24 protein-coding genes and 2 tRNA genes are annotated in these 21,840 nt (G+C 60.6%); 8 read left to right on the top strand and 18 right to left on the bottom strand.

Annotated features, from left to right (window positions below; genetic code table 11):
- Positions 1–70: 70 nt before the first annotated feature.
- From PK789_RS03080 to asnB, 9 genes are all read right to left on the bottom strand, one after another.
- The gene (locus PK789_RS03080; protein ID WP_324306941.1) at positions 71–886 is read right to left on the bottom strand and encodes a polysaccharide deacetylase family protein; all 816 of its coding nucleotides are present in this window, start codon (positions 884–886) and stop codon (positions 71–73) included.
- 165 nt (positions 887–1,051) lie between these two features.
- Positions 1,052–1,128, bottom strand: a tRNA-Arg gene (locus tag PK789_RS03085).
- Positions 1,129–1,209: 81 nt separating this feature from the next.
- Positions 1,210–1,302, bottom strand: a tRNA-Ser gene (locus PK789_RS03090).
- Positions 1,303–1,358: 56 nt separating this feature from the next.
- Entirely contained in the window at positions 1,359–1,556 is a 198-nt protein-coding gene (gene csrA / locus PK789_RS03095) for a carbon storage regulator CsrA (RefSeq protein ID WP_324306942.1), read from the bottom strand.
- Between the two features lie 128 nt (positions 1,557–1,684).
- A complete protein-coding gene (gene alaS / locus PK789_RS03100; protein WP_324306972.1) occupies positions 1,685–4,339 on the bottom strand; it encodes an alanine--tRNA ligase in 2,655 nt (884 codons plus the stop codon).
- Positions 4,340–4,495: 156 nt separating this feature from the next.
- A complete protein-coding gene (locus PK789_RS03105) occupies positions 4,496–5,002 on the bottom strand; it encodes a regulatory protein RecX (protein ID WP_324306943.1) in 507 nt (168 codons plus the stop codon).
- Complete coding sequence (gene recA / locus PK789_RS03110) at positions 4,999–6,030, bottom strand: recombinase RecA (protein WP_324306944.1); 1,032 nt, start codon at positions 6,028–6,030, stop codon at positions 4,999–5,001. The genes PK789_RS03105 and recA overlap by 4 nt, the downstream gene beginning before the upstream one ends.
- Positions 6,031–6,212: 182 nt before the next feature.
- Positions 6,213–6,848: a transcriptional repressor LexA gene (gene lexA, locus PK789_RS03115; protein WP_324306945.1), complete on the bottom strand. Its 636-nt coding sequence runs from the start codon at positions 6,846–6,848 to the stop codon at positions 6,213–6,215.
- Positions 6,849–6,961: 113 nt separating this feature from the next.
- Positions 6,962–8,659 (bottom strand): asparagine synthase B, encoded by a 1,698-nt coding sequence (gene asnB, locus PK789_RS03120; protein ID WP_324306947.1) that lies wholly within the window; start codon positions 8,657–8,659, stop codon positions 6,962–6,964.
- On the opposite strand from asnB, the gene PK789_RS03125 reads away from it, so the two are divergent.
- Positions 8,658–8,873, top strand: coding sequence for a hypothetical protein (locus PK789_RS03125; protein WP_324306949.1), 216 nt, complete (start codon positions 8,658–8,660; stop codon positions 8,871–8,873). The genes asnB and PK789_RS03125 overlap by 2 nt on opposite strands.
- A gap of 44 nt (positions 8,874–8,917) precedes the next feature.
- Positions 8,918–11,281 (top strand): penicillin acylase family protein, encoded by a 2,364-nt coding sequence (locus PK789_RS03130; protein ID WP_324306950.1) that lies wholly within the window; start codon positions 8,918–8,920, stop codon positions 11,279–11,281.
- Here PK789_RS03130 and dapE read toward each other — a convergent pair whose 3' ends face one another.
- The 6 genes from dapE to PK789_RS03160 all read right to left on the bottom strand — a co-directional run bounded on the left by dapE (position 11,282) and on the right by PK789_RS03160 (position 17,431).
- Complete coding sequence (gene dapE, locus PK789_RS03135) at positions 11,282–12,415, bottom strand: succinyl-diaminopimelate desuccinylase (RefSeq protein WP_324306951.1); 1,134 nt, start codon at positions 12,413–12,415, stop codon at positions 11,282–11,284. It lies immediately after the preceding gene.
- Complete coding sequence (locus PK789_RS03140) at positions 12,412–12,771, bottom strand: Spx/MgsR family RNA polymerase-binding regulatory protein (protein ID WP_324306952.1); 360 nt, start codon at positions 12,769–12,771, stop codon at positions 12,412–12,414. Before PK789_RS03140 ends, dapE begins: the two co-directional genes overlap by 4 nt.
- 140 nt (positions 12,772–12,911) lie before the next feature.
- Positions 12,912–13,757, bottom strand: coding sequence for a 2,3,4,5-tetrahydropyridine-2,6-dicarboxylate N-succinyltransferase (dapD, locus tag PK789_RS03145; protein ID WP_503011879.1), 846 nt, complete (start codon positions 13,755–13,757; stop codon positions 12,912–12,914).
- Positions 13,754–16,357, bottom strand: a complete 2,604-nt coding sequence (gene glnD, locus PK789_RS03150) for a [protein-PII] uridylyltransferase (protein ID WP_324306954.1) — start codon at positions 16,355–16,357, stop codon at positions 13,754–13,756. Before glnD ends, dapD begins: the two co-directional genes overlap by 4 nt.
- Positions 16,354–17,130 carry a type I methionyl aminopeptidase gene (gene map, locus PK789_RS03155; protein ID WP_324306956.1) on the bottom strand — a complete coding sequence of 259 codons (777 nt, stop codon included), beginning with the start codon at positions 17,128–17,130 and terminating at the stop codon, positions 16,354–16,356. Before map ends, glnD begins: the two co-directional genes overlap by 4 nt.
- Positions 17,131–17,140: 10 nt before the next feature.
- Positions 17,141–17,431, bottom strand: a complete 291-nt coding sequence (locus PK789_RS03160) for a hypothetical protein (protein ID WP_324306957.1) — start codon at positions 17,429–17,431, stop codon at positions 17,141–17,143.
- Between PK789_RS03160 and rpsB the strand changes: the two genes are divergently transcribed.
- From rpsB to PK789_RS03185, 5 genes are all read left to right on the top strand, one after another.
- Entirely contained in the window at positions 17,415–18,197 is a 783-nt protein-coding gene (rpsB, locus tag PK789_RS03165; RefSeq protein WP_324306958.1) for a 30S ribosomal protein S2, read from the top strand. The genes PK789_RS03160 and rpsB overlap by 17 nt on opposite strands.
- A gap of 159 nt (positions 18,198–18,356) precedes the next feature.
- A complete protein-coding gene (gene tsf / locus PK789_RS03170; RefSeq protein WP_324306959.1) occupies positions 18,357–19,235 on the top strand; it encodes a translation elongation factor Ts in 879 nt (292 codons plus the stop codon).
- A gap of 119 nt (positions 19,236–19,354) precedes the next feature.
- On the top strand, positions 19,355–19,714 hold the full coding sequence (locus tag PK789_RS03175) for a transcriptional regulator (protein ID WP_324306960.1): 360 nt from the start codon (positions 19,355–19,357) through the stop codon (positions 19,712–19,714).
- Entirely contained in the window at positions 19,704–20,012 is a 309-nt protein-coding gene (locus PK789_RS03180; protein ID WP_324306961.1) for a helix-turn-helix domain-containing protein, read from the top strand. Before PK789_RS03175 ends, PK789_RS03180 begins: the two co-directional genes overlap by 11 nt.
- A 95-nt stretch (positions 20,013–20,107) precedes the next feature.
- The gene (locus PK789_RS03185) at positions 20,108–20,404 is read left to right on the top strand and encodes a HigA family addiction module antitoxin (protein ID WP_324306962.1); all 297 of its coding nucleotides are present in this window, start codon (positions 20,108–20,110) and stop codon (positions 20,402–20,404) included.
- A 55-nt stretch (positions 20,405–20,459) separates the two neighbouring features.
- Here PK789_RS03185 and PK789_RS03190 read toward each other — a convergent pair whose 3' ends face one another.
- The 3 genes from PK789_RS03190 to PK789_RS03195 all read right to left on the bottom strand — a co-directional run bounded on the left by PK789_RS03190 (position 20,460) and on the right by PK789_RS03195 (position 21,429).
- On the bottom strand, positions 20,460–20,819 hold the full coding sequence (locus PK789_RS03190) for a hypothetical protein (protein WP_324306964.1): 360 nt from the start codon (positions 20,817–20,819) through the stop codon (positions 20,460–20,462).
- Between the two features lie 88 nt (positions 20,820–20,907).
- Positions 20,908–21,195, bottom strand: a complete 288-nt coding sequence (locus PK789_RS11655) for an Ogr/Delta-like zinc finger protein (protein WP_503011880.1) — start codon at positions 21,193–21,195, stop codon at positions 20,908–20,910.
- Between the two features lie 3 nt (positions 21,196–21,198).
- Positions 21,199–21,429: a helix-turn-helix transcriptional regulator gene (locus PK789_RS03195; RefSeq protein WP_324306966.1), complete on the bottom strand. Its 231-nt coding sequence runs from the start codon at positions 21,427–21,429 to the stop codon at positions 21,199–21,201.
- Between the two features lie 172 nt (positions 21,430–21,601).
- On the opposite strand from PK789_RS03195, the gene PK789_RS03200 reads away from it, so the two are divergent.
- The coding region (locus PK789_RS03200; RefSeq protein ID WP_324306968.1) for a hypothetical protein at positions 21,602–21,840 on the top strand (239 nt) is incomplete at its 3' end.

The following is a 21,840-nucleotide window of genomic DNA, read 5'->3' on the forward strand; positions in this document are numbered from 1 at the left end:
TTCCACAGCCGCAACACGCCAGCGCCGCCTTCGGGCGGCGTTGTCGTTGGTTATCGCCGCAACATCACGATCAGCCTGCGCGAAACAACGGGCGATACACCGGTGCGATCAGCGGCAGCAACACTTTCGCCGGCACATCCGCACTGCGCGTTCCGTCATCGTAAGTGCCCACCTGCTCGGGCGGAAACACAAAACGCAGCGCGCGAATGCTGCCATCGGCATTCATCACCGGCTCAAACTTGGAAAAATGCTTCGGCTCTGGCGTGGTGCCCGCGTCAATACGGGCGCTGCCGCTACGTAGCAATTGCGCGCGTTTGTCGACTTCCACACCTTCATCATCCAACTGTTGCGACAACGCCGTCATTAGCTGCTCGCGCACAAGCGCCGATATCGGCCCCCAATTGGCAGCATCCGGGATCAACTGTTCGGCCGCCAACATCTGCTGCATCTGCGGCAACCACACAAACCGCTCCACCAAGGGCGTACCGTGCTCGCCGCCGGTAAAACTGCTGCCTTCCGCCGCTACCGCCACCACGCGCGGGGTCTCCACCACTTGCGTAAAGGACAGGCTGAGGTCGTATGGCATCTCCGGCTTCTGCCCCTTCAAACCTGTCACCGCCTGCATCAACTGCGCGCGGGTGGATTCGGCATAGGTCTGCACCGCTTGCGCCAACGGCGGATATTTGGAGGCCACTTGCGGGTAGCTGATCCCCACGATGTAGCTGGGCGTGGTTTCGATCACGTCCTGCAAGACCAGTGGTGCGATGGGTGCGGTGATTGCTTGCGTTGCGGCTGGGTTGGCCGTGGCCGCCGCAGTGTCTGCCGTTCTCTCACAACCGACTAAAACCAGCACCAACGGCAGGGCAAACGGAACAACACGAGACATCGTGGGCAGACAGGTGCGCATGGACTGAACAAACGTGTGGGGGAAGCGGCTGCAATGCACAAACCGCGCGCAAAGTGTGCCATGCCGGGCTTCCAAATGCGCTCGGCCGGCCGTATTGCGACGACAGAAAAGCAAAAAGCCAACCCGACGGTTGGCTTTTCTAGGTGGCGCGCCCGGAAGGATTCGAACCTCCGACCCCCAAGTTCGTAGCCTGGTGCTCTATCCAACTGAGCTACGGGCGCAGAAGCGGAATTATGTAGCTTATCCCGCAATGCGTCAACAACTAATGACGCTTACCGCTCATTTTCACGACTTCGCCAAACTGGCGGAGACTGAGGGATTCGAACCCTCGATGGAGCTTTTGACCCCATACTCCCTTAGCAGGGGAGCCCCTTCGGCCTCTCGGGCAAGTCTCCGGAAGGCGAATTCGTGAGCCGGCAAGGATACAGGCAATTACACGATCCGGCAAACCTTATGACGATTTTTCTTCGTCGTCGCCAGATTGCGTATTACTTTGAATCCGCTGGTAAATTTCTTCGCGGTGTACCGAGACATCCTTCGGCGCGGTGATACCAATGCGTACTTGGTTGCCCTTGACACCAAGCACAGTCACGGTGATTGCATCACCAATCATCAAGGTCTCGCCAACCCTTCTGGTCAAAATCAACATCGCAACTCCCCTGTCGCTGCGGCCCAAAACCCTACTTGCATCTGCAAGCAAGGGACTATCCAGTCTAGCGCATCATACTGAATGATCCGCATGCTGCAATCAGCAGCGGATCACAAATTGTCAACGTCTCAAACGCGCTGCTGCACCCACGCCACCACATTGGCCAATGCTGTCACCAAGCCGGGGCCATCTTCACCGCCGCCCTGGGCCATATCCGGACGGCCACCGCCCTTGCCATTAACCTGACGGGCGACATCGCCCAGCAGATCTCCGGCTTTGATCTTGCCCAGCGCCGCGCCGCCGACACCCGCCACCAGCGCGGCTTTGCCGCTTTCCACGCCGGCCAGCACGATCACCGCGTCGCCCAACTCCTGCTTCAAACGATCCAGCGCGTCGCGCAGGGTCTTGGCATCGAAGCCTTCCAAGCGCGCCGCCAGCACCTTGATACCCCCCACGTCTTGCGCCTGCGCGGCGAGGTCACCGGTGGCATTGGAAGCCGCCTTGGCCTTCAGCGCCTCCAGCTCGCGCTCCAGCTTTTTTTGCCGATCCAGCAGACCGTGCAACTTGACCGTTACTTCGTTGCCGTTGCCGCCAAGCAGCTGCGCGAGTTCGTGCAGGCGCTGTTCTTCTTCATTGACGAAGTCCAGCGCGCCCTGCCCGGTGACTGCCTCGATCCGGCGCACACCGGCGGACACACCGCCTTCGCTGACCAGTTTGAACAAGCCAATGTCACCGGTGCGGCTGGCGTGGGTGCCGCCGCACAGTTCGGTGGAGGTGGGGCCAAACCGCAGCACCCGCACTTCTTCGCCGTACTTCTCGCCGAACAAGGCCATCGCACCGAAATCCAGCGCGTCCTGCATCGCCATGTGGCGGACTTCGCCGACGTGATTGGCGCGCACTTCGGCATTGACACGGCGTTCGACCTCGGCCAGCTCCGCCGCAGTCATCGGCTGGAAATGCGAGAAATCGAAACGCAGACGATCCGGCGCCACCAGCGAGCCCTTCTGCTGCACGTGGGTACCCAGCACGCTGCGCAGCGCGGCGTGCAACAAGTGGGTGGCGCTGTGATTGATGACGGTGGCGGCACGGCGATCCGTATCCACCGCTGCGGCTAGGGTATCGCCCAATTTCAGCGACCCCGCCACAAGCACGCCGCGATGACCATGGAACTGGCCGGCCAATTTCAGTGTGTCCTGCACATCGAATCGCATACCGGTCGCCGTCAACTGCCCGGTATCCCCCACCTGGCCGCCGGATTCGGCATAGAACGGCGTGGCAGAGAGAATGACGATGGCAGCATCGCCGACATCAATGGCAGCGACCGGCTTGCCGTCCTTGAGCAAGGCCAGCACCTGCGCACCCTCTGCGTTCAGTGATTCATACCCAAGGAACTTTGTGGGCATCAGCGTGGCCACCACATCCGCCGGCAACTGCACGCCGCCGCCAAATTTGCCGGCCGCGCGCGCGGTTTGTTTTTGCTGCGCCATCGCCGCATCAAAGCCCGCCACATCCACCGTCATCCCGCGTTCGCGCGCCATGTCTTGGGTGAGATCCAGCGGGAAGCCGTAGGTGTCGTACAGGCGGAACGCATCGCCACCGGGGATGACGTGATCGCTGACGCGACCAGCCACGTCTTCGAAAATCTTCATGCCCGAATCCAGCGTTTCGGCGAAGCGTTCTTCCTCGGCTTTCAGCGCACGCTCGGCGGTGGCGCGGCCTTCGCGCAAAATAGGGTACGCCTCGCCCATCAGCGCATCGAGGGTGGCCACCAGTTTGTGGAAAAACGGCTGCCGAACGCCCAGCATCCAGCCGTGGCGCAGCGCACGACGAATGATCCGGCGCAGCACATAGCCGCGGCCTTCATTCGACGGCAGCACACCATCAACAATCAGGAAAGCGCAAGCGCGGATGTGGTCGGCAATCACGCGCAGGGATTTGTTTTCTAGATCGGCGGTGCCCGTGAGTTCGGCAGCATGCTGGATCAGCGCCTGGAATAGGTCGATCTCGTAATTGGAATGCACATGCTGCAAGATCGCGGTGATGCGCTCCAGGCCCATGCCGGTGTCCACGCAGGGCGCAGGCAGCGGCGTCAGGGTGCCGTCAGCTGCACGGTCGAACTGCATGAACACGTTGTTCCAGATTTCGATAAAGCGATCGCCGTCTTCATCGGGCGAACCGGGCGGGCCACCGAAATGATCCGGGCCGTGGTCGTAGAAAATTTCCGAGCATGGGCCGCAGGGGCCGGTATCGGCCATCTGCCAGAAGTTGTCGGAGGCAAACGGTGCACCCTTGTTGTCACCGATGCGGATGATGCGTTCCGGCGGCAGGCCAATCTGATTCAGCCAGATGTCGTAAGCCTCGTCATCGGTGTAATAGACGGTGGCCAGCAGGCGATCCTTGGGCAGTTTCCAGACCTCGGTCAGCAACTCCCACGCCCAGCCGATGGCTTCCTTCTTGAAATAGTCACCAAACGACCAGTTGCCCAGCATTTCGAAGAAGGTGTGGTGGCGCGCGGTGTAGCCCACCGAGTCCAGATCGTTGTGCTTGCCACCGGCGCGCAGGCAGCGCTGTACATCGGCGGCGCGCACATAGCTGCGCTTTTCCGCGCCCAGGAACACGTCCTTGAACTGCACCATGCCGGAGTTGGTGAACAGCAAGGTGGGGTCATTGCCCGGCACCAGCGGTGCCGACGGCACGATGGTATGGCCCTTGGAAGCGAAGAAGTCGAGGAAGTCGCGGCGGATGTCAGAGGTGGATTTGGTTGGCGAGCTGGTGGCGGTCATAGTCATGCGGGCATCGTGGGGTGACGGGCAGCGCTACGCCCGCGAACCCTGCACGATGCGGGTACGGAACCGAGTTGGCAACCCAATCCCGCCAGTTTACAGGGAGCAGGCCTGCTTCACGGCCCAGTTGGCTGCTGATTCCACTCACCCCGCGCATCACGCCGCATCCGGTGTCATCGCTGTGCGGATGCAGTCCATCGCAAATCCCCGCCGTAAAAGGGCATCTGCGGCCTTGCGCCGCGCTGCAAGGTCACCCGTGAGTGCCTGCGGGTGGCGACGGCGCAGCAGATCGCGGGCGTTTTCAACCCAGTCCCCGTCAAACCCATCCATCGTGCTACTGATCGCCTCGCGGCTGAGCCCGTGGCTCGCCAGCTCGGCGCGGATATACGCCGGTCCATAGCCATTAGCCGCGCGACTGCGCAACAGTACTTCAGCAAAGCGGTCGTTGCTTTGCCAACCCGCATCGTGCAGCTGGCCGATCACGGTTTGCGCGACATCCGCCGCAACCCCGCGCTGCGCCAGCTTGCGTGCCAGCTCTTGCTGGGAATGCTCACGTCGGGTCAATAATTCCAGCGCGCGCTGGGTGGGTGAAGGCTCCGGGCGACGACGGCGTTGCCCCATTGACGAGGTGAATGCACCGTCATCGCCGCCCTGTACCGTCATTCGTCGCTAGCCTCGCCTTCGTCGCGCGCCGCTTCTTCCGGTACGAATTTTTCGCGCAATGCAGCTTCCAGCTTCTGCGCCATCGCCGGATTTTCTTTCAAGTATTGGCGCGCATTTTCTTTGCCTTGGCCAATACGTTCACCGTCACAGCTGTACCAAGCGCCGGCCTTTTCCACCAATTTGGCATCGACGCCCATGTCGATCAGCTCGCCTTCGCGGCTGATACCTTCACCATAAAGAATTTCGGTAATCACCTGTTTGAACGGTGGTGCCAGCTTGTTCTTGACCACTTTGATGCGGGTTTGGTTACCGATGATTTCATCGCCTTTTTTGATCGATCCGATGCGACGGATATCCAACCGCACCGAGGCGTAGAACTTCAGCGCGTTGCCGCCAGTGGTCACTTCATTGCTTTGCCCCGGCATCATGATGCCGATTTTTTGCCGCAGCTGATTGATGAAGATCACCATGCAATTGCTGCGCTTGATATTACCGGTCAGCTTGCGCAGCGCTTGGCTCATTAGGCGCGCTTGCAGGCCGGGCAATTGATCACCCATCTCACCTTCGATCTCGGCCTTGGGAGTCAATGCTGCCACCGAATCAACGACCACCATATCCACCGCATTGGAACGCACCAGCATGTCAGCGATTTCCAATGCTTGCTCGCCGGTATCCGGCTGCGACAACAACAGATCATCCAGGTTCACCCCCAATTTCTGCGCGTAAACCGGATCCAGCGCGTGCTCGGCATCGATAAAGGCGCAAGTGCCGCCAGCTTTCTGGCATTCGGCAATCGTTTGCAAGGTCAAGGTGGTTTTGCCGGAGGATTCCGGCCCGTAGATTTCCACCACCCGACCCTTGGGCAAACCGCCAATACCCAATGCGATATCCAGCATTAGCGAGCCGGTGCCAATGGTTTCAACCGCCTCGACGGTACGGTCGCCCATGCGCATCACCGAGCCTTTGCCGAACTGGCGCTCGATCTGGCCCAGGGCCGCGGCAAGCGCGCGCTTTTTGTTCTCGTCCATCGTGGTGCTCCTCAAGTCGGTGATGTTCTGGAATGGGATCAGCTTAGGCATCCGCTGTCGCATAGGCTGCGACAGCGGATGCCCGATTTAAAAATTCGCACGTTGCATGACGGCAAGCGATCGGGAAATACCGCATCTGATGTCGGAATTGCCCTTGCAAACCCGCCAGACTTAAGCCCAGGTCACGCATTGGGCCGCACCAGACCGCAATACAGACCCTCGATGGCGAAGTCTTGCCCCGGCTTGAGTTCAATGGGCGCAAAATCGGGATTGCGGGGTAGCAGGCGAATTTTGCCCTGCCCCATTCGCAGCAATTTGACCGTGATTTCATCGTCGATGCGGGCGATCACCACTTGCCCGTTGCGCGCCTCATTGGTGCGATGCACGCCAATCAGATCGCCATCGAAGATGCCTTCATCCCGCATCGAATCGCCTTTTACTTTCAGAAGATAGTCGGGCGTTGGCGTGAACAGGGCACGATCCATCAACACCACTTGCTCGCTACCGATATCGGCACCGATGGGCACGCCGGCTGCCACTTGCCCCAACACCGGCAACAGCAGGGTGTCGTCATTGGCCGGCAGGGCAAGCTGCTTGGGGCCGCCCGGCAATTGCAGCAAACGCAGGCTGCGGGCGCGGCCGGGGCTGCGCTCAAGAATACCGGCCACCTCTAGTGCTTCCAGATGGTATTGGGCGGCGCGCACGCCTTTGAAGCCAAAGGCGCGGGCGATTTCTGCCTGCGACGGCGCAAAACCGTCGGCTTCGATGCGCTCGGCCAGGAAGGCGTGGATGGCGTGTTGGGTGTCGGTGAGCTTCATGGTTAGTAGTAATACTACTAACTTACTTATCTGTCAACGCCCCAACACGTAAGATCGCCGCCTTTCACACACCCAGCACACGCCCCCTGCGTGCGCTTTGCCAGACCGCTGGCCTACACCGCCGCCACCGCTTGCGCGTGCACGCCCGCCACCGCGCGCCCGGAGGGGTCGGCCATCGTGGCGAAACTGGCATCCCATGCAATCGCAGCAGGCGAAGAACACGCAATCGACTTGCCCCCCGGCACGGTTTCGGCCGCGGCCTGGCTGGGATAGAACTGCGCAAACAGGCTGCGATAAAAATACGCTTCCTTGGTTTGCGGCGGGTTGTGCGGGAAGCGTTTATCGGCGGCGGCCAATTCGCGGTCGGAGACCTGCGCCTCGGCATGCGCCTTGAGCCCGTCGATCCAACCATAGCCCACGCCATCGCTGAATTGTTCTTTTTGCCGCCACAAAATATCGTTAGGTAGATAGCCTTCGAAGGCCGCGCGCAGCACGCCTTTTTCCATCCGTTGCGGGCCATCACTATCTTTGTGGATCATTTTGAATTTGGCATCCATGCGCATCGCCACATCCAAAAATTCGCGATCCAAAAATGGCACGCGTGGCTCCACGCCCCAAGCCATCATCGATTTGTTGGCGCGCAAGCAGTCGTAGTTGTACAGCGCGTCGATTTTGCGAATGAGCTCTTGATGAAACTCGCGCGCATTGGGGGCTTTGTGGAAGTACAAATAACCGCCAAAAATCTCATCGCTACCTTCGCCCGACAGCACCATCTTCACCCCCATTGCCTTGATCCGCCGCGCCAACAAAAACATCGGCGTCGATGCCCGAATGGTCGTCACATCGTAGGTTTCGATATGGCGGATGACTTCCGGCAGCGCGTCCAGCCCTTCTTCGAAGGTGTACTCAAACCCGTGGTGAACGGTGCCCAGCATCTCTGCGGCCACTTTTGCCGCAGCCAGGTCCGGCGAGCCTTTCAGGCCAATCGCAAAACTGTGCAGGCGTGGCCACCATGCTTCGGTTTTGTCGCCATCTTCGATGCGATGGCGCGCATAACGTGCGGCTACTGCGGCCACCAATGACGAATCCAAGCCACCGGACAGCAGCACGCCATAGGGCACGTCGGTCATCAACTGCCGATGCACTGCCGCTTCAAAGGCCTCGCGCAAGGTTTGCGCGTCCACAGCCACATCTTGCACGGCGTCGTAGTCGCGCCACGGACGCGCGTAGTATTTCGTCAGCGTATCGCTGCTGCTGTCATACCAATGGCCGGGTGGGAACTGCGCCACATCGGCGCAGGTGTCGGCCAAGGATTTCATCTCGGATGCCACGCATAGCCGGCCTTGCTTGTCATGCCCCCAGTACAGCGGCACCACCCCGATCGGGTCGCGGGCGATGATCACGCGGCGCTTTGCCTTGTCCCATAACGCGAACGCAAAGATGCCATTCAACCGATTGAGAAAACTGCTTGGCGTCTCTTCCCGATACAGCGCGTTGATCACTTCGCAATCCGAGCCGGTCTGGAAGGCGTAGGCCTGCTGCAATTCGTGCTTCAGCTGCATATGGTTGTAGATCTCGCCATTGACTGCCAGCGCCAGCTCGCCATCGTCAGATAGCAACGGTTGCGAGCCGCCAGCCGGGTCCACAATGGCTAGACGCTCATGCACCAAAATCGCGCCGGCATCCACATACACACCACTCCAATCCGGGCCGCGATGGCGCTGCCGTTGCGATTGCTCCAACGCTTGCCGGCGCAGGGCCTGTAAGTCATCACCCGGTTGCAGGCCAAAGATGCCGTAGATCGAACACATGAAACTTTCCTTTTTGTGGAGGGCTAAAAAACAAAAAGCCCGCCTTTGGGGGGCGGGCTTGGTGAGGTTGGCTGTCTTGCCTTGCCTATGCGCGGGCCCGCTGCCGCGCACGCTGTCGCATGCCGCGATTATTGCGGTTGCAATTATTGTTACTGTTGGCAAGGGCGAAGGACATGTACCGATCGTGCACGAAGCCCCAGCGGTATGCAAGTAACGATTTCTTATGCAACGGCAATGCTAGGCAAGGTAGGTAGCACGATGCGTCGATGGCTCAAGCGCGGATTGATTGCACTGGTCATGCTGGCAGTGGCCGCATCCATCACGGGTTATTGGCTACTGCGCAGCAGCTTGCCCAACTTGGAAGGGCAGGCCACATTGCCCGGCTTGAATGCCGCCACCACCATCACCCGTGATGCCAACGGCACCGTCACCATCGACGCGCAAAACGCATCCGACGCCCTGCGTGCACTCGGGTATGTGCATGCACAGGAGCGCTTTTTCGAAATGGATTTGATGCGCCGTAGCGCTGCTGGCGAACTGTCAGCCTTGTTTGGCGCGATTGCATTGGATGTGGATAAACAACACCGCCTGCATCGCCTGCGCGCGCGGGTGCAACAACAATTGCCGCAGATTGCCGGTGAAAAACGCCCGCAACTGGATGCCTATGTGGCTGGCGTCAATGCCGGTTTGAACGCGCTGCATGCACGCCCATGGCCGTATTTATTGCTGCGGGAAGCGCCGCAACCGTGGCGTGCAGAGGACACACCACTGGCAGCATTCGCCATGTATTTCGACCTACAAGGTGGCGAGAACACAAGTGAACTTGCACTGTGGCGAATACGCCCGCATCTGCCGCCGGCGCTGTATGCCCTGCTGACCCGCGATGGCACACGTTGGGATGCGCCGCTGCAAGGCACCGCGCGTGGCGATGCGGTGCTACCCGGTGCTGAGCAGGTGAATTTGCGCACCCTTCCCGGCGATCCCGTGGACACAGTCACCGCGGATGCCAGGCACGCCCCCGGCAGCAATAATTTTGCGGTGGCCGCCAGCCTGACTGCCGATGGGCGCGCCATCGTGGCCGATGATATGCACCTGACCCTGCGCGCACCCAATATCTGGTTTCGTGCGCGCCTGCGCTACCCCGATCCCGCCGCGCCCGGCGGCAAGGTGGATGTGCAAGGGTTCACCCTGCCCGGCCTGCCCTTGGTGGTGGCTGGCAGCAATGGGCATGTAGCGTGGGGCTTTACCAATAGCTATATCGACACACAGGATTGGAAGTTGGAAACCCCCTGCACCAGTGCCGTCACATCGGGTTGTTCGCCGCTGCGTGCATTCACTGAACGCATCGAGATCGCCCACACCAAGCCGGTCACCTTGCAGGGAGAAGAATCCGCATGGGGCCCTGTCGTGCAGCATCAAGCCGATGGCCGCGTGCTGAGCCTGCGCTGGGCGGCGCACTTGCCGGGGGCAGTCAATCTGGGGCTCACCCGATTGGCGACCGCGAAAGACGTGGACGATGCGATGCGCTTGGCGCAGGACATCGCCCTGCCCACGCAGAACGTGGTGATTGCCGACACCCAAGGCCAGATCGCATGGCGATTGCTGGGGCCGATTCCGCAACGTGCCGCGTCTTGTCCAAATGCCGCATTGGTGATCGATGCCCAGCATGCCGATTGCCCGCCGTGGGCCATTTCCACCCGCAACAATCCGGTTCTGCGCTCACCCGAATTCCCACGTCTATGGACCGCCAATGCGCGCGTGGTGGATGGCCCAACGTTGGCCACGGCGGGCGATGGTGGTTACGTCTTGGGTGCACGTGCCGCGCAAATTCGTGATGACTTACTGCGCAAGCAGCGTTTTAGTGAACGCGATTTGTTGGCCGTGCAATTGGATGACCGTGCTGTTTTCCTCAGCCCTTGGCAACAGCTGTTACAAACGCGCGCCAACGCCGCCAACACACCTGCGCTGCACGCACTTGCCTCTGCTGCCAGCCAGTGGGAGGGCCGTGCCAGTCCCGCATCGGTGAGCTACCGCATCGTGCGCGACTGGCGGCTGGCCGTCACCGCACGCATTGCCGATGGCCTGCTTGCACCTGCCCGCGTCGCACTGGGCAGTAATTTTAAAAAACCGGATCTGCCGCAACTGGAAGGCGTGGTCTGGCCACTGGTGACCCAACGCCCAGAGCATTTACTACCGCGCCGCTACGCCAATTGGGATGCCTTGTTTGAAGATGCCGCACACGAAGTGCAAGGCAAGCTCACCACGCAAGGCCCACTGCAACAACGCACCTGGGGCGAACGCAATACAGCGGCGATCTGTCACCCTCTGGCCAAAGCCATTCCGTTGTTTGGCAAGCACTGGCTATGCATGCCGGCACAAGCGTTAGCCGGCGATGGCAATATGCCGCGCGTGGTCGGCCCCGCGTTTGGTGCATCGGAACGTATGGTGGTGTCCCCCGGTCATGAGCAAGACGGCATCATCGAAATGCCCGGCGGCCAAAGCGGCCACCCGCTGTCTCCGTTCTGGGGCGCAGGCCACGCCGCATGGGTGGAGGGCAACCCCACACCGTTCCTGCCGGGGCCGGTGAAATACACGTTGACGTTACTGCCGGCAACGCGCTGATCAACCCACTAACAACGTCTCCATCAATTGCAAATACAACGCCGGCAACTGCTGCAAATCCCCCACCCGTACCTGCTCATTCACTTGATGGATGCTGGCATTGACCGGGCCAACTTCAATGCACTGCGCGCCCAGCGGCGCGATGAAGCGGGCATCCGAGGTGCCGCCGCCGGTGCTTTCTTCGGGCATCGCGCCAGAAAATTGGGCCAGCACCTGCCGTGCCGCCGCGCGCAACGGGCCTTCTGGCGTGTAAAACGGTTCGCCGCTGCGATGCCAGCGGATGTCGAATTCAAGCTCGTATTTGCGCAACAGCGCTTCACATTCGGATGCCAGCTTTTCCGCTGTCCAATGCGGGTTGTAGCGCAGATTGAATAAGACTTGCAGCTCGCCGGGGATCACATTATTGGCACCGGTGCCGGCGTGAATATTGCTGATTTGCAGTGATGTGGGCGGGAAGCTTTCGTAGCCTTGATCCCACTGCCGCGCCGCCAATGCCGCCAATGCCGGGGCCGCTTGGTGGATGGGGTTGCGCGCCTTGTCGGGATACGCCACATGTCCCTGCACGCCGCGCACGGTGAGCGTTGCCGACAAACTGCCGCGCCGGCCAACGCGCAGCAAATCCCCCAGTACAGCTTTCGATGATGGCTCGCCGGTGATGCACCAATCGATGCGCTGGCCGCGTGCGCGAAACACCTCGGCCACCTTGCGCACGCCGTCGATGGCGTCGCCTTCTTCATCCGAGGTCAACAGCAACGCCACCGTGCCGGCGTGTTGCGGATGCGCGGCCACAAAGCGTTCCAGCGCGATCACGAACGCCGCCACGCTGCCCTTCATATCGGCCGCACCGCGCCCGTACAACACGCCGTCGCGAATCTCGGCGGTGAAGGGATCGCTGGCCCACGCCTCACGCGGGCCCGGCGGCACCACATCGGTATGCCCCAGCAACACCAGCACCGGGCCGTCGCCGCTGCCGTGGGTGGCCCAAAAATTGTCCACCTCGCCAAAGCGCAAGGATTCGATGGAAAACCCCACCGCTTGCAAGCGCTGCGCGATCAATGGCTGGCAACCGGCATCGTCCGGTGTAATCGAGGGACGCGCGATCAACTCGCATGTCAGTTGCAACACGTCATTCATGCGCCGACCCCGAACAATTTCTTGAAGCCATTGTCACTGAATCCTTGCGCCACGCGGCCATCAGCCAACACCACCACGGGCCGCCGGATCAATTGCGGATATTCGCGCAGCAACAATTTCCATTCGGCATCGCTGCCCGGGTTTTTGCGCTGCGGCGCAAGTTCACGCCAGGTCGTCGAGGATTTGTTGATCAGCGCATCCCAACCACCCGCCGCGTCTTTCCATGCCAGCAAGGTTTCCGGCGACTGCGGCTGGTCACGGTAATCCACGAAGGTGTATTCCACGCCAAAACGTTTAAGCCAGTTTTGTGCTTTCTTGCAGGTGTCGCAGCCCTTGAGTCCGTACAACGTGGTCATGCGAGAAACTCCATGGAGATGGCCGGCATGCGGGTTCCGCGACCATCGGCGACAGGGATGTCGCCGATGAGCCTACAAGAACGTATTCACGGCGTGGCGCGGAAACTGCATGCCGGCCAGCTTCGCGATACGGGTAAAGATCAATCCGCCAACCCGCGCAGCAACTCGTTGACGCTGGTCTTGCTACGGGTTTTTTCGTCCACCTGCTTGACGATCACCGCGCAATACAGCGAATGGCTGCCATCGGCCGCCGGCAACGAACCCGACACCACCACGCTGTACGGCGGCACGCTGCCGTAGCTCACTTCGCCGGTCATGCGGTTGTAAACGCGCGTGCTCTGGCCGAGGAACACGCCCATGCCAACCACGCTGTGATGGCCCACCACAAAGCCTTCCACCACTTCCGAGCGCGCACCGATGAAGCAATGATCCTCGATGATGGTGGGGCCGGCTTGCAGCGGCTCGAGCACGCCACCAATGCCGACGCCGCCGGACAAATGGCAACCCTTGCCGATCTGCGCGCAACTGCCCACCGTGGCCCAGGTATCCACCATCGTGCCTTCGCCCACGAAGGCGCCGATGTTGACGAAACTCGGCATCAGCACCACGTCTTTGCCGATATGACTGCCCGCACGCACCACCGCGCCCGGCACCACGCGCACGCCCGCAGCACGGAAAGCGGCTTCATCGAAGCCGGCAAAGCGTGACGGCACCTTGTCCCAGAACGGTGCTGGCGCGGCATCGATGACGCCCATTTCTTGCGTGCGGAAATACAGCAGCACCGCTTTTTTCAACCATTGATTGACCTGCCAGCCACCCTTGCCGTCGGGCTCGGCCACCCGCAGCACACCTTGCTCCAAACCGGAAATGGCCTGATCCACTGCCGGGCGCACGCGGCTGGCGATCTCGTCGGCCGATAAATCAGTGCGGCGCTCCCACGCATCTTCCAAAGTGCTGCGAAGGCTGTCGATGTGGGGCGAACTCATGCAGTTTCTCCATCAAGAACCGCCAGCAAGGCAACGCGAAGTGCATCACAACGTTCTGGCGAAAGGGGGTGATTGTGTTCGTCGCTGACCAGCAGCAAGTCTTCGGCGCGTGCGCCGAAGGTGGCGATGCGTGCATCATGCACACGCAAGTGTTGCTCGCGCAGTACACGCGCTACATCGGCCAGCAACCCGGGGCGGTCGGTACAGACCAAGCCAATGCGGGTGCCACCGGCGATGTCGATAAAATCTAACTGCGGTGCCACTTTGAAATGCTTGAGATGGCGCGGTTGGCTGCGCCGTGCCGGCAACATCCTGCCCACATCTCCCGCCAGCGCGTGTGCCAAGGCATTGGCTATCCGCGCCGGCTCAATCGCTTGTCGCGTATCGGTTGGCAAGACGTGGAAGGTGTCGTGAATGGCCCCCCCCGGGGCATCCAGCACGCGCGCTTGCTGCACACTCATACCCAGCCGATCCAGCGCCATCACGATGGCGGCAAACAGTCCGTCTTGGTCGGGCATATGCACCAGCACTTCCAAGCCACCACGCTCGGTCATCGCCCGCGATGCCACCACCGCTTCACCCACCGCCGCCATGTGCAGCGAAGCCGCCTGCCATGCAATTTGGTCGGGCCGGCTGCGTAGAAAGTTTTCGCTGGGCATGCGCGCAAACATCGCAGCAATCGCCGCATCGGTATGCCCTTCGGCAAGCAGCATCGCACGCGCCGCTTCACGGTTTTCGGAAATACGCTCTTCCGCCGCCACCGGCTGCCCCAAACCACGCCGCAATGCCAGCCGCGTAGCGGTGTGCAAATCCGCCAATAGACGATCTTTCCAGCCATTCCACAACTTGGGCGAAGTACCGGCGATGTCGGCGCAGGTGAGCAGGTACAGATAATCCAAACGCTGACGATCGGCCACGACTTCGGCAAACCGATGAATGACATCCGGGTCGGTGATGTCTTGTTTTTGCGCGGTGATCGACATCAGCAAATGCTTACGCACCAGCCATTCCACCAAGGCGGTGTCGGCCTCCGACACGCCGTGCACTTCACAAAACAGTCGTGCATCTACCGCGCCCAATTCGGAATGATCCCCCCCGCGGCCTTTGCCAATATCGTGAAACAGGCCCGCCAGCAACAACAATTCTGGCTTCCGCAGCGAAGGCCAGACCAAATGCGCAATCGCAAACCGTGGATCGGCCTCGCCACTGCTGAAACTGGCCAAATTACGCAGCACTGCCAGCGTGTGTTGGTCCACGGTAAATACATGGAATAAGTCGAACTGCATCCGCCCGGAAACCCGCTGAAATGCTGGAATCCAGCGCCCCAACACGCCCAGCCTGGCCATGCGTTCCAGCGTGGCTACCGCTTGCGGGCCGCGTAGCAGTTGCAAGAAGGCATCGCGCATCGCATCCGATGCCGCGTCATAAGCGGGAACCAAGGGCAAGCTCAGGGCAAGTTCGCGTGCCGTTTGCGAATGCAGGCCACGCAGTGCCGGGGCATTGGCCCAGGCCGCAAACAAGGCAAATACATGCGCGGGGTCGGCTTCCAACCAGCCGGGTGTTTGCACGGCAAGATAATCGCCGCGTTGCTCGAAGTGGGTGTCTAACGGCTGCGGTGGCACGCTGCCAGCAAAGTGCTCTTCAAACCGCTGCAACAAACGCTCGCTGACCCGTCGCACGATGGCTGCACTGCGATAAAAGCACTGCATCATTTTTTCGACGCCAAGTGCGTCGGCGTCATCTTGCTCGCCCAAGCGCGCCGCCAGTGGTTTTTGATAATCAAACCGCAAGCGTTCTTCGCGCCGCCCCGCCACCAGATGCAAGCCATAGCGAAACCGGCACAACGCGCGCCGCTCGCGCGCCAATGCGGCGGCCTCGTCGCTGCCCAATTGGTTCAGCTCGATGATCTGATCCAGCCTGCGCACACCAAAGCTACGCAGCGCCAACCAGCCCAGCATGTGCAAATCACGTAGGCCACCCGGGCCTTCTTTGAGATTGGGTTCAAGATTGTCGGAGGTATCCCCAAAGCGCGCGTGTCGCCGCCGTTGTTCTTCGCATTTTTCTGCAAAAAATTGCACCGGCGGCCAGACCCGCGACGGTGCAATGGCGTCGGCCAAACGTGTGGCATCCATCGCATCGGCACACAATGGCCGCGCTTCAATCAGTGCCGTCAGCACCGTGATATCGGCCGCAGCGTCAGTGCACTCTTGCCCCGAACGCACCGCCATGCTGGCCTGCAAGCCGGCATCCCACAACAAGGTATTGAAGCGCGCCAGTGCGGCTTCCCCCTGCTGCTGCGCATCTGGCTGCGCCAACACCAATAGGTCGATATCAGAATACGGAAACAATTCGCCACGGCCATAGCCGCCCACGGCAAACAAGGCCAATGGCAGCTGCGCATCCACCACACAGCGCTGCCACGCCGCACGCACTTGCACATCCACCGCGCGCGCGCGCAGTGCGATCAGGTGATCTGCAGATGTGCCCGCATCAAACCGGCGCGCCAATTTGGCATCCACCTGTGCCAACGCTGTACGCGCTGCCGCCGACCACGCAGGGTCGTCTTGCGGCGCGGTCAACACTTGGGCGGACGCACTCACAACTCGTTGTCGTCACCCGGCAAGCGGGTCAGGATTTCCACCCCATCGCGAGTCACCACCACGGTGTGCTCCCACTGCGCCGACAGCTTGCGGTCCTTGGTGACCACTGTCCAACCATCCGGCAGCAGGCGGGTGTGGCGCGTACCTTCGTTGATCATCGGCTCGATGGTGAAGGTCATGCCTTCTTGCAACACCACGCCCTCGTTGGGGCGGCCATAATGCAGCACCTGCGGCTCATCGTGATACACCTTGCCGATGCCATGGCCGCAATATTCGCGCACCACCGAAAAGCGCTCGGCCTCAACATAGCTCTGGATGGCGTGCCCCACATCGCCTAAGGTGGCCCCGGGGCGCACGGCGCGGATGCCGCGAAACATCGCCTCGCGCGTGACATCCACCAAGCGCCTGGCCATCACCGACGGCGTGCCCACGTAGTACATGCGGCTGGTATCGCCATGCCAGCCGTCCTTGATGACGGTCACGTCGATATTGACGATATCGCCATCGCGCAGCACCTTGGCCTCGCTGGGAATGCCGTGGCAGATCACGTTATTGACCGACGTGCACACGGTCTTGGGAAAGCCGCGATAGCCCACGTTGGCCGGGATTGCACCCTGCACATTGACGATATGGTCATGGCAGATGCGGTCGAGTTCTTCGGTGGTGACGCCCGGTTTGACGAATGGGGCAACCACTTGCAGCACTTCGGCGGCCAAACGGCCTGCGATGCGCATCTTCTCGATTTCGGCCGGCGTCTTTAGATTGATAGTCATTTGCGCATTATCACGCATCCTGCCACCGGGTGGTTGCTGCACACCCGGCCATTTGCGCCTGCCTGCCTGCCATGCGATAATCCCGAGGATTCACCGCCACGACGGGCGGCAAATCGTCGAAATCCACACCTGTCGGCAATCCCCGCTCCGGGGTGCCCGCGCAAGCGGGTTCGGAAGCGGTGACGACAGGGAGGCCCAACCCCGGAATCCAGTGCCAGTCCTCATAGACACGGCACGGCGCCTTCATTTCCCCGGCGCGGGTTCCATATTCAGGAGTTTTTGCAATGCCCCAGATCACCATGCGTCAGATGCTGGAAGCCGGCGTCCATTTCGGTCATCAGACCCGCTACTGGAACCCCAAGATGGGCCCGTACATCTTCGGTGCCCGCGGCAAGATTCACATCATCAACCTCGAAAAAACCGTCCCGCTGTTCAACGACGCGATGAATTTCATCTCCGGCGTGGCCCAAAAGCGCGGCATCATCTTGTTCCTAGGCACCAAGCGCAGCGCGCGTGAGCCGATCAAGGAAGAAGCCGAGCGTTGCGGCATGCCGTTCATGAACCAGCGTTGGCTGGGCGGCACCCTGACCAACTTCGCCACCGTGAAGAAGTCAGTCGCCCGCCTGAAGGAGCTGGAAGCCGCGGAAACCGACGGCACTTTCCAGAAGCTGGTCAAGCACGAAGTGATGGGCCTGCGCCGCGAGCGCGACAAGCTGGAAGCCTCGCTGGGCGGCATCAAGGAAATGAACCGCCTGCCCGACGCCATCTTCGTGATCGACATTGGCCATGAAGACATCGCCATCAAGGAAGCCAAGAAGCTTGGCATCCCGGTGATCGCGGTGGTCGATACCAACTACAACCCGGAACTGGTGGACTACGCCATCCCCGGCAACGACGACGCCATCCGCGCCGTGCAGCTGTACGCCCGTGCCGCCGCCGACGCGGTGCTGGAAGGCAAGGCCGCCGCGCCGAACGCCGCCAACGTGCGCGAAGAAGACTTCGCCGCTGTGGTGGAAGGCGAAGAAGCCGCCAAGCCGGTTCGCCGCAACGCCAAGAAGGGCGAGTAATCGCCCCAGCACGTGGCCGCGCAATCCTGTGCGGCCACGGCTTCGCATTTGCTCGTCAATTCCTGCACAAGCGGGAATCCAGCGTTTCCTCCGCGGATCAATAGCTGGATCCCCGCCTGCGCGGGGATGACGTCCACATACATCAAGAGGTAAATCTCAATGGCTGAAATCACCGCTTCCCTCGTGAAGGAACTGCGCGAGCGCACTGGCGCCGGCATGATGGAGTGCAAAAAAGCACTCTCCGAAACCAATGGCGACATCGACGCCGCCGCCGAAGCCCTGCGCAAGTCGGGCTTGGCCAAGGCGGATAAGAAAGCCAGCCGCGTCGCTGCAGAAGGCCGTGTCGCCGCTGCCCAAGCTGGCGGCAAGGCTGTGTTGGTGGAAATCAATTCCGAAACCGACTTCGTGGCCAAAGACGGCAACTTCGTTGACCTGTGCGAAGCCATCGCTGCCGCTGCGCTGGCCTCGGGCAGCACCGACGTCGAGATGCTGAAAACCGCGAAGCTGGCTTCCGGCGAGACCGTCGAAGAAGCCCGCGCCGCCGCGATTGCCAAGCTCGGCGAAAACATCCAAGTGCGTCGTTTGGTGCACGTGAACACCAATAACCACGTGGCCGCGTACGTCCACGGCGGCAAGATCGGCGTGCTGGTCGAACTGGCCGGTGGCGACGCCGATCTCGCTCGCGGCTTGGCCATGCACGTGGCCGCCATGAACCCGCCGCACAACAAGGCTGCCGATGTGCCGGCTGAGTTCATCGCCAAGGAAAAGGAAATCGAGCTGGCCAAGATGAGCGAAAAGGACAAGGCCAAGCCGGCCGACATCCTGGAAAAAATCATCAGCGGCAAGCTGGCCAAGATCGTCAACGAAGTGACCTTGTACGGCCAGCCCTACGTGCTGGACGGCGACAAGACGGTCGAAGCCGTGGTCAAGGCGGCCGGTGCCGACGTGATCGGCTTTCAGCGCTTGGTGGTCGGTGAAGGCATCGAAAAAGTGGTGGAAGACTACGCAGCTGAAGTCGCCAAGGCGATGCAGGTCTAATCCCGCATTCACCCTGTGTGTCACAAAAAACCCGCCAGAAATGGCGGGTTTTTTTGTGGTCGCGCAACAGCAAGTTTTCTGCTGAAATTTGCTGACGGGTGCTCGGAAACCCGCATGAAATGGTGGGTATTGCGGGGGTTGACGGAATACGGGAATCCCGTAATATCCGCATCATGCGGACAACCATAGAAACCCCGTTGTTCCAACGGCAAGCCGCAAAACTCTGGACAGATGAGCAACGGCTCGATTTTCTTGCTTGGTTGGCAGCAAACCCCGACGCTGGGGACGTAATCCCCGGCGCGGATGGTGCACGTAAAGTCCGCTGGGTGCTTCCGGGCACCGGTAAACGTGGCGGCGTGCGGGTGATCTACTTTAATTTTGCCGCCGATGATGCGTTATTGTTGGTCATGATCTACGCCAAAGGCGAGCGTGAAAACGTTTCTAATGGCGACATTGCAAGGGCACATCATGGACATTGAAAAAATCGCAAACGCAATTGAATTGGATGCGGGCGAAGGCTTGCCAGAGTTGCGGCAAGCCTTACGCGATGCGGCCACACTGACAGGCCGCGTGACTACGGCAGAGCAGTTGTTGGTGCGTAGCACGCGGGCAAAACTGGGGATGTCACAAGCCGACTTTGCCGCACGCATCGGCACACCTGCGGCAACGCTACGGGATTGGGAACAAGGCCGGTTCGTGCCGCCGGGTGCAGTGCTTTGCTTGCTGCGCCTACTCACGGCGCACCCGGCGTTGTCTAACGAATTGGCAGCGGCATAGCCATAGCCCAAAGCCGGCGTAAATCGCCCGGTGTGGGTTGGTGGGGCGGTCTTGCTGGCCTCGGTATGGACGGCAGCGATTGAAGGATACACGCCATGAAAAACGGCATGCGCCCCATTCACCCCGGCGAAGTGTTGCGCGAGGATTTCCTTGCGCCCATCGGCATGACAGCGCACGCGCTGGCAACAGCTCTCCGCGTACCGGCTCCGCGCATTTATGACATTGTGCGCGAACGTCGCGCCGTCACACCTGATACCGCACTGCGGCTTGCGCGTTACTTCGGTGGCGATGCGCAAAGCTGGATGAATCTGCAAGTTGCATTCGATTTGCGCATCGCTGAAATGTCCGCGCGCAAAACGATTGAACGCGAAATTCTGCCACGCGCCGCGTGAGTCACGCGCAAATAGCGGTACGGGTTGGCAGCGCATGGCAGTAGATGCGGGCATGTCAGCAGTCGGTTAATTGCACCGCAGCGGAATTGAATTTTTGCGCCGCACAGCCCGCGCAAAACTCGCCCTTGTCTTTCACCACACGGCGGGCGCGGTCATCCCACAATTCCACCATGTCGGCATCTTTCACATTGGTGATTTGCAGGCCGTCAAGGCCGTTTAACTTCAACCAATCGCGCACGTCGGAAATGCCGGCGGCGGTGCTTGCGCGTACCGTAAAAATGCGTACTTCGGTGCCGTCTTTTATGGTGTCCTTCACCTTTTGCAGCATGGCCGGTACAGCCTTCCCCATTTTTCCGGGTGCGGTGGAATACGCCAGCGTTCCATCAAAATCAACACCTATCCATTTCTTGTTCATTGTCATTAGCTCCGGTCAGTAGTCGGTTAATTGGTTGCCCAAAGCGGGCATGGTTGTTTTATCGGCATTTCATTGGGTGGCACGGCCATCAACGTGCAGGGTTGGCATTGAATTTCCTGCGTGTGATGTAGGCGTGCCCGGACGGTATTTTTACGGCGGGGTTTGGGGTGCCGCTGGGGCTTAACGCGCGGATTGCCTCAAGCCCGGCTACCCATGAAAAACTACATTCAGGGTTGCGGCACTGATAGATGATTTCCCGATAGGTGTCCGTCATGGCAAAGCTATTGCGCCCAGCGCCAGGACAACCGCAATGCGGGCAATTCATACCTGGGAATGCCCGATTTTTTGCAGCATCAGGGGTGGCAGGCCGACCCATGGGTTAAGCTGCCTTGGCAGCGGCGATGCGGCAGGCAATCCATGCTTGCACTTCGGATTCTGGCCACACGGTGCCGCGCCCAATCAATTGCACCGAACGCGGGAACTTGCCGGCAGCAATCAGCCGGTAAATTTGCGAACGGGATACGCCAGTTTGGTGGGTCACCTCGCCAATGCGTAACAGTCGATTGGGCGCCGGCGCACCTTGGGCGGTGCCAGTATGGGTATGGGTCATGGTGGGGGTCGGCATCATGGTCTGGACTCGGCAGCGGGTTGGTAGGCGCTTGCCGGGAACCGCTGGCGTTGCGCTTGCAACCATGAAAAGCCCATGGCGCAGATTCGGCCAGCACTGGCGAATGTAAGGCTAGGCATTACATCGCGGCGTTTTTACATATACGCTAAACGCCATGATTTACCTATGGGACGAACAGCAGCGCGCAACCAATCTGGCGCGCTATCGCCTTGATTTCCGGGACGCCCACACCGCACTACATGCGGCGCACGCTTGGAAATTTCGCAATAGGGATGCACAGATGGCCGTTGCCCGCGTGTGCAATGGCGTTGCCGTCTTTGTGCGGGCGGCGCTCTCGCCGGATGGCGAAGCGGTCACCATCCTAGAATTTCGCCCCGCCTACCGATGGGAGGC

The organism is Thermomonas sp. (assembly GCF_035369645.1).
Classification (GTDB): domain Bacteria; phylum Pseudomonadota; class Gammaproteobacteria; order Xanthomonadales; family Xanthomonadaceae; genus Thermomonas.

Bases quoted from the DNA above. Each gene is read 5' to 3' on its own strand.
- lexA (WP_324306945.1), bottom strand. From the start codon at position 6,848: ATGAAGCTCACCGACACCCAACACGCCATCCACGCCTTCCTGGCCGAG.
- tsf (WP_324306959.1), top strand. From the start codon at position 18,357: ATGGCTGAAATCACCGCTTCCCTCGTGAAGGAACTGCGCGAGCGCACT.
- PK789_RS03190 (WP_324306964.1), bottom strand. From the start codon at position 20,819: ATGAACAAGAAATGGATAGGTGTTGATTTTGATGGAACGCTGGCGTAT.
- recA (WP_324306944.1), bottom strand. From the start codon at position 6,030: ATGGACGAGAACAAAAAGCGCGCGCTTGCCGCGGCCCTGGGCCAGATC.
- PK789_RS03125 (WP_324306949.1), top strand. From the start codon at position 8,658: ATGAAACTTTCCTTTTTGTGGAGGGCTAAAAAACAAAAAGCCCGCCTT.
- PK789_RS03185 (WP_324306962.1), top strand. From the start codon at position 20,108: ATGAAAAACGGCATGCGCCCCATTCACCCCGGCGAAGTGTTGCGCGAG.
- PK789_RS03130 (WP_324306950.1), top strand. From the start codon at position 8,918: ATGCGTCGATGGCTCAAGCGCGGATTGATTGCACTGGTCATGCTGGCA.
- dapD (WP_503011879.1), bottom strand. From the start codon at position 13,757: ATGAGTTCGCCCCACATCGACAGCCTTCGCAGCACTTTGGAAGATGCG.
- PK789_RS03160 (WP_324306957.1), bottom strand. From the start codon at position 17,431: ATGGTGATCTGGGGCATTGCAAAAACTCCTGAATATGGAACCCGCGCC.
- PK789_RS03080 (WP_324306941.1), bottom strand. From the start codon at position 886: ATGTCTCGTGTTGTTCCGTTTGCCCTGCCGTTGGTGCTGGTTTTAGTC.
- csrA (WP_324306942.1), bottom strand. From the start codon at position 1,556: ATGTTGATTTTGACCAGAAGGGTTGGCGAGACCTTGATGATTGGTGAT.
- PK789_RS11655 (WP_503011880.1), bottom strand. From the start codon at position 21,195: ATGGGTCGGCCTGCCACCCCTGATGCTGCAAAAAATCGGGCATTCCCA.
- asnB (WP_324306947.1), bottom strand. From the start codon at position 8,659: ATGTGTTCGATCTACGGCATCTTTGGCCTGCAACCGGGTGATGACTTA.
- alaS (WP_324306972.1), bottom strand. From the start codon at position 4,339: ATGACCGCCACCAGCTCGCCAACCAAATCCACCTCTGACATCCGCCGC.
- PK789_RS03140 (WP_324306952.1), bottom strand. From the start codon at position 12,771: ATGACCACGTTGTACGGACTCAAGGGCTGCGACACCTGCAAGAAAGCA.
- rpsB (WP_324306958.1), top strand. From the start codon at position 17,415: ATGCCCCAGATCACCATGCGTCAGATGCTGGAAGCCGGCGTCCATTTC.
- dapE (WP_324306951.1), bottom strand. From the start codon at position 12,415: ATGAATGACGTGTTGCAACTGACATGCGAGTTGATCGCGCGTCCCTCG.
- PK789_RS03105 (WP_324306943.1), bottom strand. From the start codon at position 5,002: ATGACGGTACAGGGCGGCGATGACGGTGCATTCACCTCGTCAATGGGG.
- PK789_RS03175 (WP_324306960.1), top strand. From the start codon at position 19,355: ATGGTGGGTATTGCGGGGGTTGACGGAATACGGGAATCCCGTAATATC.
- map (WP_324306956.1), bottom strand. From the start codon at position 17,130: ATGACTATCAATCTAAAGACGCCGGCCGAAATCGAGAAGATGCGCATC.
- PK789_RS03180 (WP_324306961.1), top strand. From the start codon at position 19,704: ATGGACATTGAAAAAATCGCAAACGCAATTGAATTGGATGCGGGCGAA.
- PK789_RS03195 (WP_324306966.1), bottom strand. From the start codon at position 21,429: ATGACCCATACCCATACTGGCACCGCCCAAGGTGCGCCGGCGCCCAAT.